11 protein-coding genes are annotated in these 12,775 nt (G+C 67.5%); 5 read left to right on the top strand and 6 right to left on the bottom strand.

Features of this window, described 5'->3' with window-relative positions; genetic code table 11:
- Positions 1 to 72: 72 nt before the first annotated feature.
- The 3 genes from EGM71_RS04165 to EGM71_RS04155 all read right to left on the bottom strand — a co-directional run bounded on the left by EGM71_RS04165 (position 73) and on the right by EGM71_RS04155 (position 2,716).
- Positions 73 to 879, bottom strand: coding sequence for a pseudouridine synthase (locus EGM71_RS04165; RefSeq protein ID WP_223224533.1), 807 nt, complete (start codon positions 877 to 879; stop codon positions 73 to 75).
- A gap of 20 nt (positions 880 to 899) precedes the next feature.
- Positions 900 to 1,406, bottom strand: coding sequence for a hypothetical protein (locus EGM71_RS04160; RefSeq protein WP_188487977.1), 507 nt, complete (start codon positions 1,404 to 1,406; stop codon positions 900 to 902).
- Positions 1,407 to 1,624: 218 nt separating this feature from the next.
- On the bottom strand, positions 1,625 to 2,716 hold the full coding sequence (locus EGM71_RS04155; protein ID WP_014036117.1) for an OmpA family protein: 1,092 nt from the start codon (positions 2,714 to 2,716) through the stop codon (positions 1,625 to 1,627).
- A gap of 357 nt (positions 2,717 to 3,073) precedes the next feature.
- On the opposite strand from EGM71_RS04155, the gene EGM71_RS04150 reads away from it, so the two are divergent.
- The 5 genes from EGM71_RS04150 (at position 3,074) to EGM71_RS04130 (ending at position 8,918) form a co-directional block, all read left to right on the top strand.
- Positions 3,074 to 4,093 (top strand): zinc-binding alcohol dehydrogenase family protein, encoded by a 1,020-nt coding sequence (locus tag EGM71_RS04150; RefSeq protein ID WP_188487975.1) that lies wholly within the window; start codon positions 3,074 to 3,076, stop codon positions 4,091 to 4,093.
- A 166-nt stretch (positions 4,094 to 4,259) separates the two neighbouring features.
- The gene (locus tag EGM71_RS04145) at positions 4,260 to 4,892 is read left to right on the top strand and encodes a YczE/YyaS/YitT family protein (protein ID WP_188487973.1); all 633 of its coding nucleotides are present in this window, start codon (positions 4,260 to 4,262) and stop codon (positions 4,890 to 4,892) included.
- Positions 4,893 to 5,435: 543 nt separating this feature from the next.
- Positions 5,436 to 7,466 (top strand): NADPH-dependent 2,4-dienoyl-CoA reductase, encoded by a 2,031-nt coding sequence (locus tag EGM71_RS04140; protein ID WP_188487970.1) that lies wholly within the window; start codon positions 5,436 to 5,438, stop codon positions 7,464 to 7,466.
- 297 nt (positions 7,467 to 7,763) lie between these two features.
- Entirely contained in the window at positions 7,764 to 8,222 is a 459-nt protein-coding gene (locus tag EGM71_RS04135; RefSeq protein ID WP_004154513.1) for a cell wall hydrolase, read from the top strand.
- Between the two features lie 84 nt (positions 8,223 to 8,306).
- A complete protein-coding gene (locus tag EGM71_RS04130) occupies positions 8,307 to 8,918 on the top strand; it encodes a glutathione S-transferase N-terminal domain-containing protein (protein WP_188487968.1) in 612 nt (203 codons plus the stop codon).
- Between the two features lie 76 nt (positions 8,919 to 8,994).
- Here the strand turns inward: EGM71_RS04130 and EGM71_RS04125 are convergent, their stop codons facing one another.
- The 3 genes from EGM71_RS04125 to prpE form a co-directional block, all read right to left on the bottom strand.
- Complete coding sequence (locus EGM71_RS04125) at positions 8,995 to 10,050, bottom strand: suppressor of fused domain protein (RefSeq protein ID WP_188487967.1); 1,056 nt, start codon at positions 10,048 to 10,050, stop codon at positions 8,995 to 8,997.
- A gap of 46 nt (positions 10,051 to 10,096) precedes the next feature.
- Positions 10,097 to 10,600 (bottom strand): hypothetical protein, encoded by a 504-nt coding sequence (locus EGM71_RS04120; RefSeq protein ID WP_188487965.1) that lies wholly within the window; start codon positions 10,598 to 10,600, stop codon positions 10,097 to 10,099.
- A gap of 184 nt (positions 10,601 to 10,784) precedes the next feature.
- Positions 10,785 to 12,665, bottom strand: coding sequence for a propionate--CoA ligase (gene prpE / locus EGM71_RS04115; protein WP_188487963.1), 1,881 nt, complete (start codon positions 12,663 to 12,665; stop codon positions 10,785 to 10,787).
- Positions 12,666 to 12,775 lie beyond the last annotated feature (110 nt).

Raw genomic sequence — 12,775 nt, 5'->3', positions numbered from 1 at the left:
TCGGGAATTTCGACAGCCAGACGCCCCCTACGCCTGGAACGGTGGCCGGCAACTGCCGGCCGCGGGCGGTGATCAGCCCGGTGCAGCGGCCCCCAGCCGCTGCTGGTCGCTGACCTCCAGAACCCGCCACTGGCCCTTGCCGAGATCGCCGAGCACCAGCCCACCGATCGCGACCCGGACCAGGCGCAGCACCTGCAGGTCGAAGGCCGCCAACAGGCGGCGGATATGACGGTTGCGGCCCTCGTCGAGGACCACCTCCAGCCATGCGGTCTTGTCGCCACTGCGCAGCACGCGCACGGCCTGGGCGGCGAGGAACTCGCCCTCGTCCTCCACGCCGGCCTGCAGTGCCGCCAGGGTGGCGTCATCGGGCAGGCCATCAACCTGCACGTGGTAGGTCTTGTCCGGCCCGGTCTGCGGATCGGTCAGGCGCGCGGCCCACTGCGGATCGTTGCTGAACAGCAACAGCCCTTCACTGGCCTTGTCCAGGCGCCCAACCGGCGCGATCCACGGCAGGCCAGCGCCGTCAAAGCAGCGGTACACGGTGTCGCGGCCACGCTCGTCCTGCGCGGTGGTCACCACCCCGCGCGGCTTGTTGAGCATCAGGTACAGGCGCTGCGGCGCGCCCATCGGCTGGCCATCGACCTCGATCGGCGGGTGCGGACTGGCAATCGGGAACTCGGGATCACGAACGATGCGGCCGGACACGCGTACGCGACCCTCGGCGATCCAGCGCGCGGCCTCGGTGCGCGAGCACACGCCGGCTTTGGACAGCACGCGCGCCAAGCCGTGGCGCACGCCACTGGAGACATTCGGAGCCGCACGCCCACGCGATGCGTGGGAGCGGGCGGCGGGGGCGGCAGGTGGGCGGCGCGTACGCAAGCCTCTGCTCCCCGCGGCGCTTACTTCTTGTCGACCGGCTTGGTCTCAGCCGGTGCTTCGGCCGGGGCCGGAGTGGCGGCCGGGGCCGGACGCGCCTTGACCACGCGCACACCGCGCGCCTTCATCCAGGCATCGAATTCTTCGGCGGTCATGCGCTTGCCGTTCTGGCTCATGTCGAACCGCCACGGCGTGTTGTCGAACTCGGTCTGCGGCTTGTAGGCCGCCGGATCGTTCGGCTTCACTGCCGGCGCGCTCGGGATGGCCTTGGCGATGCTCTGGCAGCCATCGATGCGCAGGCGCTGCAACACCTGGTCCAGCGACTGCGACGGATCGTAGTTGCCGCTCAGCACGCCGGCCGGCATGCCCAGCTGATTGCCGCGGATGTACAGCTCGTCGGCCACCGGCGCGATGGTCGTGGCCGGCAACGGCAGCGGCGATGCGCTGGTGTTGACCGAGCAATCGACCGCAGCGTGGGCGGCGGGAACCAGGGCCAGCGCCAGGACGGCGGCCGATGCAGAGCGCAGCATGAGGGACATCCACGGAAGGAAGTGACGCGGCGAGTTTAGCAATGCCGCGTCAGCTTTCAAGCGCCACTTTCAATGAATACGGCAACTCATTGGTTTTACGGACAAAATACCGACGAACGGTTGCCCTCACGCATGAAAATCCAGATTCCCGGCCGCAGAAACAACAAGACCCGGCCGAAGCCGGGTCCTGCTGTGTCCTACTGGCAGAGCGTCAGAACTTAGTTCTGGACGTTCAGCTCGGTACGACGGTTCTTGGCGCGACCTTCCGGGTTGTCCGAACCATCCGGGTTGGTGTTCGGAGCAATCGGACGGCTCTCGCCGTAGCCGATCGGGCCGACCAGGCGACCGGCGTCAACGCCGTTCTTGGTCAGGTAGTTGTACACGGCGGTAGCACGACGCTCCGACAGCTTCTGGTTGTAAGCGTCGGTACCCTTCGAGTCGGTGTGACCGGCAACTTCAACGCGCAGATCCGGGTAACGCTTCAGGATCTCGGTGGCTTCGCTCAGGATCGCCACGGCGTCCGGACGCAGGTTCGACTTGTCGAAGTCGAAGTTGACGCCCTTCAGGTCGATGGAGACCGGAACCGGGCAACCGTCCGGACCGATGGTCTGACCCGGCTGCGAGTTCGGGCACTTGTCGTCGCAGTTGTTGACGCCGTCACCGTCGTCATCCAGGTCGGCGCAGCTCGGGGCAACCGGAGCCGGAGCCGGAGCAGCCGCGACCGGAGCCGGGCCCAGCGGGATCACGACGCCGACCGAAGCCAGCACGTCGCCGAACCAGCTTTCGTCCTTGGCGGCGATGCTCTGGTCGTCGAAGTCAGCGCGGTAGGCCACTTCGGCGCGGACAGCAACACGCTTCTCGAAGGTGGTCTGCAGGCCGACGCCCAGCTTGGCGGCAACGTTGCCGTCCTTACGCTTGCGCGGACCGTTGTTGTCCAGGGCAGCGTACTGCTCTTCCGACTTCTGGTAGCCCAGGCCACCGACGATGTACGGGTTCCAGCCGCGGCCTTCCTTGATGAAGTGGCGACGCAGGTCCAGCGAGACGCCGTACTGCGACCAGTTCAGGTCCTGGTTGCTGTCGAAGTTCGGGTTCTGGTAGTTCAGCTCACCGTCCAGCGACCAGTTCGGGCTGATGAACTTACCCAGGCCCAGGGTCACGAACGGAGCGTCATTGGTCAGACGGTCGCTGTCCTGGAAGTTGAAGCCGGCCGAACCGGTCAGGTACCAGCGGTCATCGAACTCCTGCGCCGAAGCTGCCTGGGCAAAAGCCAGGCCGCCCAGCAGCGCGGCAGTAAGGATCTTCTTGTTCATTGAGTACAGCTCCTATTTCGGGGGTATGAAACCGGTAGAGGCATGGGCCAGCACTAGTGCGTCGATGTACGACAGCCGATTCAGCACGCCACCGCCGCGAACATTATGCTCAGGCGGGTGAAGGCCATGTTAACAGTCCCGTAACATGTGAAGTGTTGCGCCCGACCGTCCACCGGTCCGACGTTGAAACCCTATACAGGATGATGAAAATCCGCAAGACCCACACGCTGCAAGGGTTTGACGGGGTTTAAGCGCAAAAAACGACATATTGCGCAACGCGCTGCATCACACGGTTCAGCGCGTTTGCGGAAACGTGAGGAACCTTATGATGGGATCACGAACCCAGCCGGAGCCGTGATGAAAGCCGTCGCCCTGAGTCGTGAATACGCGCCTGCCCTGCGTGATGTCCAGTTGCCGCCGCCACTGCCTCCTCGCGGCCGCGACCTGCTGGTGCGGATCGAAGCGGTATCGGTCAACCCTGTCGATGGCAAGCAGCGGGCCGCCACCGATCCGGCCACCCTCGAGGTCCCCCGGGTGCTCGGCTGGGACGCAGCCGGCGTGGTCGAAGCCATTGGTGACGAGGCCATCCTGTTCGCCTCCGGTGACGAGGTGTACTTCGCCGGCGACGTCACCCGGCCGGGCTGCAACGCCCAGTACCAGTGGGTGGACGAGCGCCTGGTCGCGCGCAAGCCGACCACGCTCGACTTCGCTGAAGCGGCCGCGCTGCCGCTGACCACCCTCACAGCCTGGGAACTGCTGTTCCAGCGCATGCCGCTGCAGCTGGATGACCGCCGCCATGTCGGCCAGCACCTGCTGGTGATCGGTGGCGCCGGCGGCGTCGGCTCGATGGCGATCCAGCTGGCGCGCCATGCCGGTTTCGAGGTGATCGCCACCGCCTCGCGCGAGGCCTCGATCGACTGGTGCCGGCAGATGGGGGCCACGCACGTGATCGACCATCGGCAGCCACTGCAGCCCCAGTTGCAGGCGCTGGGCATCGCTGCGGTGCAGGTGGCGCTCAATCTGGCCGACACCGACCACTACTGGGACGAGCTGGGCCAGCTGCTGGCACCGCAGGGCCATGTCGGCCTGATCGTCGAGCCGCGTGGCGCGCTGCACATCGGCGATCCCTACAAGGCCAAATGCATCGGCATCCACTGGGAATTCATGTTCGCGCGGTCGCGCTTCGCCACCGCCGACCGCATCGAGCAGCACCGCATCCTCAGCCGCGCCGCCAGCATGATCGATGCCGGCCAGCTGCGCGGCACGCTCAGCGAGACGCTGGGCACGATCAATGCGGCCAACCTGGACATCGCGCATCAGCGCCTGGCCAGCGGACGCACGGTGGGCAAGCTGGCGCTGGCGGGCTGGGACGACTGAGCCCGTCGCGTGGCGTGGATCCTGCTTTCGGCCGGGCTCGAGCGCTACAGCAGAGCCGAGCGTGGGCTCGGCTCTGCTGTAGCGGCGGATTGGCCGGCATCTGTATCTATGGATGCTGAAGAAACAGGGATACAGTGGAAACAGATCCCGTTCCCCCGAGACTGCCATGCCCACCGCCCTGCCCCTGCGCCTGCTGCAACTGATCACCGGCCTGTTCCTGTACGGCTTCGGCGCCTCGCTGATGATCCGTGCCGCCATCGGTGTAGCGCCGTGGGATGTGCTGTCGCAGGGCATCGCCGCGCAGACGCCGCTGTCGTTCGGCCTGGCGACCAATGTCATCGGCGCACTGGTGCTGTTGCTGTGGTGGCCGCTGCGCCAGAAGCCAGGCGTCGGCACCGTGCTCAACGTGATGCTGATCGGCCCTTCCGCACAGTTCGGGCTGTGGCTGCTGCCGCCGGCCGTCGGCCTTGGCTGGCAGCTGGCGATGTTCTGCGCGGGCATGCTGCTGGTCGCGCTGGCCACCGGCCTGTACATCGGCGCCCGCCTCGGTCCCGGCCCACGCGATGGCCTGATGACCGGCCTGCATGCCCGCACCGGCTGGCCGATCTGGAAGGTGCGCAGCCTGATCGAAGGCAGCGTATTGCTGCTGGGCTGGTGGTTGGGCGGCAATGTCGGCCTCGGCACCCTCGCCTTCGCCCTGCTGATCGGTCCGCTGTGCGGGATCACGCTGGGCTGGTTCGGGATCGGTCGGCCCGCGCCGGTAGTGCCGGCCGCTGGCCGGCAACCGCAATCACCCTGAGCTGCCCCGTATGCCGGCCAGCGGCCGGCACTACCGCCCCCGGAGTTCGGGGGCAGCGCCGCAGGCGCGGGGGTTGGAGGCCGATAAGTGAGGCCCGCGGTTCGCGCAGCGAAATGCGGGAGCGACAGCACGCATGTGCCGAGCGTACCCGGCCAGCGGCCGGCACTACCGCCCCCGGAGTTCGGGGGCAGCGCCGCAGGCGCGGGGGTTGGAGGCCGATAAGTGGGGCCCGCGGTTCGCGCAGCGAAATGCGGGAGCGACAGCACGCATGTGCCGAGCGTACCCGGCCAGCGGCCGGCACTACCGCCCCGGAGTTCGGGGGCAGCGCCGCAGGCGCGGGGGTTGGAGGCCGATAAGTGGGGCCCGCGGTTCGCGCAGCGAAATGCGGGAGCGACAGCACGCATGTGCCGAGCGTACCCGGCCAGCGGCCGGCACTACCGCCCCCGGAGTTCGGGGGCAGCGCCGCAGGCGCGATCCAGCAACCCTTGCCCCGGCCGCCGTTTCGCGGCACGCTTCGCGCTTCCGTACGCAAGCGTATCGACCATGTCGCCAGCCAACGAAAGCGCCTATCCCCACCTGTTCGCCCCGCTGGACCTGGGCTTCACCCAGCTGCGCAACCGCGTATTGATGGGCTCGATGCATACCGGCCTGGAAGATCGCGCCCGCGACTTCCCGCGGCTGGCGGCCTACTTCGCCGAGCGCGCCGAGGGCGGCGTTGGCCTGATCGTCACCGGCGGCTTCGCGCCTAATGTGGTCGGTTGGCTGAAGCCATTCGGCGGCAAGCTGTCCTGGCCCTGGGAAGTGCGGCCGCACCGCCAGCTCACCGCCGCCGCGCACCAGCACGGGGCGAAGATCTGCCTGCAGCTGCTGCACGCCGGCCGCTATGCCTACCACCCCTTGTCGGTGGCACCGTCGAAGCTGAAGGCACCGATCAACCCATTCACCCCTCGCGCGCTGTCGGCCAGCGGCGTCGAGCGCCATATCGCCGACTACGCACGCAGCGCGAAGCTGGCCCGCGAGGCCGGCTACGACGGCGTCGAAGTGATGGGCTCGGAGGGCTACCTCATCAATGAGTTCATCGCCCCGCGCACCAACAAGCGCACTGATGCCTGGGGCGGCGACGCGCGCCAGCGCATGCGCTTCGCGGTCGAGATCGTTCGCCGCATCCGCGAGGCCTGCGGCCCGGACTTCATCATCATCTACCGCCTGTCGCTGGTGGATCTGGTCGACGACGGCAGCAACTGGGAAGAGATCGTGCAGCAGGCGCAGGCGATCGAGGCGGCCGGCGCGACGATCATCAATTCCGGCATCGGCTGGCACGAAGCGCGCATTCCGACCATCGCCACCTCGGTGCCCCGGGCTGCCTTCGCCGGCGTCACCGCCAAGCTCAAGCCGCATGTGAAGGTGCCGCTGGTGGCGACCAACCGCATCAACATGCCCGATGTCGCCGAACGCATCCTCGCCGATGGCGGTGCCGACATGGTGTCGCTGGCACGCCCGCTGCTGGCCGACCCGCAGTGGCCGAACAAGGCCCGTGCCGGCCGCGCGGAGGCGATCAACACCTGCATCGCCTGCAACCAGGCCTGCCTGGACCACGTGTTCGAGAACAAGCTGGCCAGCTGCCTGGTCAACCCGCGCGCCGCACACGAGACCGAGCTGGTCTATCGTCCCACCGCCACGCCGAAGAAGGTTGCCGTGGTCGGTGCCGGCCCCGCCGGCCTGGCCTGTGCCACCGTCGCTGCCCAGCGCGGCCACCAGGTCACCCTGTTCGATGCCAACGAGGAGATCGGCGGCCAGTTCAACGTGGCCAAGCGCATCCCCGGCAAGGAAGAGTTCCACGAGACCCTGCGCTACTTCCGCCACACGCTGCAGGAAACCGGCGTGCAGCTGCGCCTCGGCACCCGTGCCGACGCCTCCCAACTGGCCGGGTTCGACGAGGTGGTGCTGGCCACCGGCATCACCCCGCGCAAGGTCGACTTCCCCGGTGCCGACCACGCCAAGGTGGTCAGCTATCTGGACGTACTGCTGGGCCGGGTCGAAGTGGGCGCCAATGCGGCGATCATCGGCGCCGGCGGCATCGGCTTCGATGTCGGCGAATTCCTCAGCCACGCCGGTGAGTCCCCCTCCCTTGACCCGCAGCGCTGGATGGCCGAGTGGGGCGTGGACAGCAGCTTCGAGGCCCGTGGCTCGCTGGCCAGGCCCGAGGTCGAGGCGTCACCACGGCGGCTGTGGCTGCTGCAGCGCAGCCCGGGCAAGCCAGGCGCGCGGCTGGGCAAGACCACCGGCTGGATCCATCGCGCCACGCTGAAGGCCAAGGGCGTGCGCATGCTCGGTGGTGTCGAGTACCTCGGTGTGGACGACGAAGGCCTGCGCATCCGCGTGGACGGCAGCGAACAGCTGCTGCCGGTCGACCATGTGGTGGTCTGCGCCGGGCAGGAACCCAACCGTTTGCTGCAGGCTGAACTGCAGGCCGCCGGCATCAACGCGCAGCTGATCGGTGGTGCCGATGTGGCCGCCGAACTCGATGCGAAACGCGCCATCGACCAGGGCAGTCGCGTCGCTGCCGCGCTCTGATGAGCGCCTGAATGGGGGGCGGAATGTGATTTCCGTCACCCCCGTTGAACCTGAATGTCAAGCCGAGCGGTTCACGATGCGTTCGGCTATGCCCCCCTACCTTGCGCCATCTTTCCGCTCACCAGCCAGTTTCCGGTGAGCCGGCGCAGCCCCCACGATCGGTACTGATCGTTTCTTTTGGGGCTGCCCACGGGGCGGCCCCGATGGCCGCCTCCCCATGACGCCAAGTCGTCCCCCGCCTCCTGTCGCCCCGCGGCCGGAACCGGAGAGTGCGGCCCATACGGAGCAAGGAGTTATATGAAACTGGCCTGGATTCTCTGGCTGTCGCAGTTGTTGCCGCAGCCGGCCGCTGATTCACTGTGTCTGAGCACCACCGTTTACCTGGAAGCCCGCGACCAGACCCTGCGCGGCCAGCAAGCCGTCGCCGAGGTCGCCCTGCGCCGTCTCGACAGTGGCCTGTGGGGCGACTCGATGTGCCAGGTGGTCACCGCACGCAAGCAGTTCGCGCCGACCATCGTCTCTCCCGGCACCCAGCTGGGCAACGACGCCGCCTGGAGCGAAGCGATGAACGTCGCCTTCGACGCCGAGCGCAACTGGGCGCTGCCCGCAGGCGAGCGCCGCGAGATCGTGCCCGGTGCCAGCCACTTTGCTGCGCTGTCCATCGCCAGCCCAAACTGGCGCAATGCCTACCAGGTGGCCACCATCGGCGATCACACCTTCTATAAGGTGCAGAACCTCAAGCCGCGGCAGTCGTAACGATCCGTGCTGGCGGCAGCGTTGCCGCCCGCCGGCAGGCTCTGGGATAGTGGGTGTTTCCCGCCCGCCTCACCTGGAGTTCCCATGAAGCTGTACAGCAAGCCCGGTGCCTGTTCCACCGCCGACCACATCGCCCTGCAGTGGACCGGCCAGCCGTTCGAGGTTGAACTGCTGAACAAGGACACCCTGAAGGGTCCGGAATTCCTCAAGATCAATCCGGCCGGCGCCGTTCCCGCGCTGGTCGACGGCGACTTCGTGCTGCTGCAGAACGCCGCGATCATGGGCTACATCGCCGACAGCTTCCCGCAGGCCGGCCTCGGCGGCGATGGCAACCCGCGCCAGCGCGCCGAAGCCACCCGCTGGTTGGCCTTCGTCAATTCCGACGTGCATCCGGCCTTCTCGCCGCTGTTCTCGCCGGGCAAGTTCATTGCCGACGAAGGCCAGTACGACGCGATCCGCGCCGCCGCACACAAGCGCCTGCGTGGCCTGTTCGAGACCGCCGACAAGCAGCTGGCCGACAAGCCCTGGCTGGCCGGCTTCCGCAGCTTCGCCGACCCGTACTTCTACATCACCCTGCGCTGGGCCGCCGGCACCAAGGTCGACCTGTCCGGCCTGGACAACCTGGCCGCCTACAAGGCGCGCATGGATGCCGATGCCGGCGTGCAGGCCGCACTGAAGGCTGAAGGCCTGGCCTGACGCCACTGGCTACCAAGCGGGGTCGGATCCGTCTGCGCAGCAGGCGGCTCTGACCCCCTCGGCTCCAACGGGGTGATCAACCGATCTGGCGGATCACTTCACCCTTGGCATCGCGCAGGTAGGTCGGCACCACTTCGATGCGCAGCGCCCCGGCCACCGGGTAGATCCCGCGCTCGGCACGCACGCCTGCCAAGGCCTGCAGGCCCGTCTCGTCCAATGCCCAGCGCGCGCTGTCGGCCGATACCTCGCCGGTTTCACCGCGCGCGGCCGGAATGAATTCCCACTGCCGCTCGCGGCTGACCAGTTCCAGCGATTTGCCGTGGCGCAGGCGCAGCGGCAGCAGCTCGCACACGCTGGCCACCTGGCCGGCGCCGAGCACCAGCGTGGTGACGCCCGCCTCCTGCCGCCAGTCCAGCGTCTCGATGAACAGCATGCCGGTGCTGGAGCCCTCGTGCTCGCTGCCGGCCCTCACCTGTGCGGACAGTGCCGGATCCTCCAGCAGGTTGCCGCGGTGCAGGTCGCTGATCCACAGCGGCATGGCCGGCTGCAATGCCTGCAGCACGCCGCGCGTCGACCAGCGCTTGACCGCCTCCATCTCCTCATCGGTCAATCCGACCAGCTGCAGGAACTGCAGGCTGCCATTGGCGGTGTCGCGTGCCGGCAACTGCGGGTCGGCAATGAAGGCCAGGTGGCACAGCCGCGTGTCGGTCTCCAGCGCGATCGGGCCGTTGGCGTTGAGGTGGTGGCCATCCTCGAACACATTGCCGCTGCCAAACACATAGCGCGCCAGGTTCTGCAGCAGGTTCATCGGCCACACTGGCGGCGTGCTGTCGGCGTTCTCACCGGCTTCGGCGGCGAGGCGGAAGGTCAGCTCGAAACCATAGCCGCTGGCGGTCGCATCACTGCTCTCCTTGGCGTACAGCTCGGAGAAACCGTAGGTGATGTAGTGCCAATGCGGTACCGGCGCATCTGCCCAGTACACGCTGATGCCATCCAGCGGATCCTGGCCACCCAGCGTGTACGGCAACGCCGTACCGTAGTGACGGGGTTCCTGGCCGGCATACAGCGGCGCCAACGCCGCATTGATCGCGTCCCAGCCAGGGGTGTCGGTGTCGTCGTGGTCGTCCTGCACGCGGGACTCCTTGTGGGGAAGTGAACCGATCACTTTACGCCGTGGCTCAGGCCTGCACGACCTCATGGCCAGCGTTCAGCACGGCCGACTGGGTTTCCTGCCACCAGCGCTGGGCCAACGCCGGGCTGCGCGCCTTGCCCACCGCCGCCAACAGTTCCGGGCACAGGCGTTCCAGCGCCAGCGCATCGGTGCAACGCTCGATCTTCAACTGCATGAAGTAGCCCTTCAACCCCAGATGGCGCCGCACCGCCTCGCTCATCGCGTCGTACAACTGCTGGTACAGCGCCGGGTCCTGTTCGCGCCCGGTGCTGATGCCGCGCGCCGGTGCCGCCTCTGCGCTTCCGCCGATCACTTCGATCAGGCCCTGCGTGACCAGCTGCTCCAGTGCATCGGGTGGTGCGCGCAAGCCATCGAACAGGCCGCGCAGTTCGGTGTCATCGCGATGGCCATCGACCATCAGCAGGATTGAACGCAGTGCCGCCGGCAGGCGCCGGCCACGGTCTTCGATTTCCTGACGGCCAGCAGCCGTCTTGGCGTGCAGCAATGCCATTGCATCCCCCTCCCTTGATGCGCCATGCCGACGCGCCCTCGCGGGCACGCCCCCCTGTGTGCCATCCGCGAACGACGCGCGCCTTCCCCGGCGCGCGCCGCGTATTGCAGGTCGATGACAGGCCGAGCTTAGCGCAAGTGCTGGACGCGGAGGGTAGTGCCGGCCGCTGGCCGGCATTACCGGGTCAGCGGCCCAGCGCCCGGCGGATCTCCTCCAGCGCGCTGGGGTCGTCCAGCGTCGACAGGTCACCCGGGTCGCGCTGCTCCGCCAGCGCCTGCAACGATCGCCGCAGCAGCTTGCCCGAACGGGTCTTGGGCAGTGCATTGACCACGTGCACGTGCGCCGGGCGCGCCACCGCGCCGAGCGAGGTGGTCACCGTGGCCATCATCTCGGCCACCACCGGCGCCGGATCCTCGCCATCCAGACCCTGCTTGAGGGTGACAAACACCAGCGGCACCTGCCCCTTCAGCTCATCCTTGACCCCGATCACGGCGGCCTCGGCCACGCGCGGGTGACTGGAAATGGCCTCCTCGATCTCGCGCGTGCCCAGGCGGTGCCCGGCCACGTTGATCACATCATCGGTGCGGCCGAGGATGAAGGTGTAGCCATCATCATCGCGGATCGCCCAGTCCAGCGAGCTGTACAGCAGTTCCTTGAAGTGGCTGAAGTAACTCTGCAGGAAACGGCTGTCGTCGTTCCACACCGTGCTCATGCAGCCCGGCGGCAACGGCGGCGACACCACCAGCACGCCCTTCTGCCCCGGGGCGACTTCCTCGCCGGTGTTCTCATCGATCACCTTCATCCGGTAGCCGAGGTTGGGGAAGCCCGGCGAACCGAAGCGCACCGGCTTCATCTCCAGGCCCGGCAGCAGGGTCAGTGCCGGCCAGCCGGTTTCGGTCTGCCAGTAGTTGTCGATGATCGGCTTGCCAAGCGCTTCGCTGATCCAGTGCGCGGTGGGTTCGTCCAGCGGCTCGCCGGCCAGGAACAGATACTTCAGCGCGCGCAGATCGTGGCGATGGATGAAGTCCGCGTCGTGCTTTTTCAGCACGCGGATGGCGGTGGGCGAAGAGAACATGGTGCGCACGTTGTACTGCTCGCACAGTGCCCACCAGATGCCCGGGTCCGGATTCGTCGGCAGCCCTTCATACAACAGGGAGGTGCAGCCGCCGATCAGCGGGCCGTACACGTTGTAGGAATGGCCCACCGCCCAGCCGACATCGGAGGTGGAGAACATCACCTGCCCCGGCTTGCAGTCGAACACGGTCTCCATCGACTGCGCCATCGCCACCGCGTAGCCCCCCACGTCGCGCTGCACGCCCTTCGGCTTGCCGGTGGTGCCGGAGGTGTACAGCAGGTAGCTCGGCTCACTTGCTTCCAGCCACTGCACCGGCACATCGACTTCACCCACCTGCGCACGCAGCGCGGCGTATTCCACATCGCGGCCCGACACGCGAGGCTCGGCTGCATCCAGTCCGCGCGACACGATCAGCACGTGCGGCGGCGGCGACGTGGCTTCGGCGCAGGCGGCGTCGACCATCGGCTTGTACGGAATCAACTTGCCACCGCGCATGCCGGCATCGGCGGCGATCAGCAGCCTGGGCTTCGCATCGTCGATGCGCAGCGCCAGGTTGTGCGCGGCGAAGCCACCAAACACCACCGAGTGCACCGCACCGATGCGCGCGCAGGCCAGCATCGCGAACACGGCTTCGGCCATGTTCGGCATGTAGATCACCACGCGGTCGCCGTGGCCAACGCCGAGATGCTTGAGCACCGCGGCGAAGTCGTTCACTTCGCGATACAGCTGGCGATAGGTGATCTCGCGGGTGCTGTTGGTCTCGGTGGAAATGGCAACCAGCGCGAGCTGGTCGGCGCGCTCGGCCAGGTGGCGATCGACGGCGTTGTAGCAGAGATTGGTTTCACCACCGACGAACCAGCGCCGGAACGGCGGGTTGCTGTAATCGAGCACCTGCTGCGGCGGTTTGTGCCAATGGATGCGCTTGGCTTCCTCGCCCCAGAAGGCCTCCGGCTCGTCGATCGAGCGACGGTAGGTTTCCTCGTAGTTCATGACGCAGCCCTCCCAGACAAAGTCATGGGTTCGAGGATAGTCCGGCGCTGCCGCGCGGGCCGCCCTACCTTGGTAGGGGGTGGGATTTTCATGCAGGGCTGCGCCCTGCA

Origin of the sequence: Stenotrophomonas maltophilia, assembly GCF_006970445.1 — a bacterium.
GTDB lineage: Bacteria > Pseudomonadota > Gammaproteobacteria > Xanthomonadales > Xanthomonadaceae > Stenotrophomonas > Stenotrophomonas maltophilia_AU.
The sequence above is the reverse complement of the archived record's forward strand: the minus strand, read 5'-3'. Positions and strand labels throughout refer to the sequence as shown.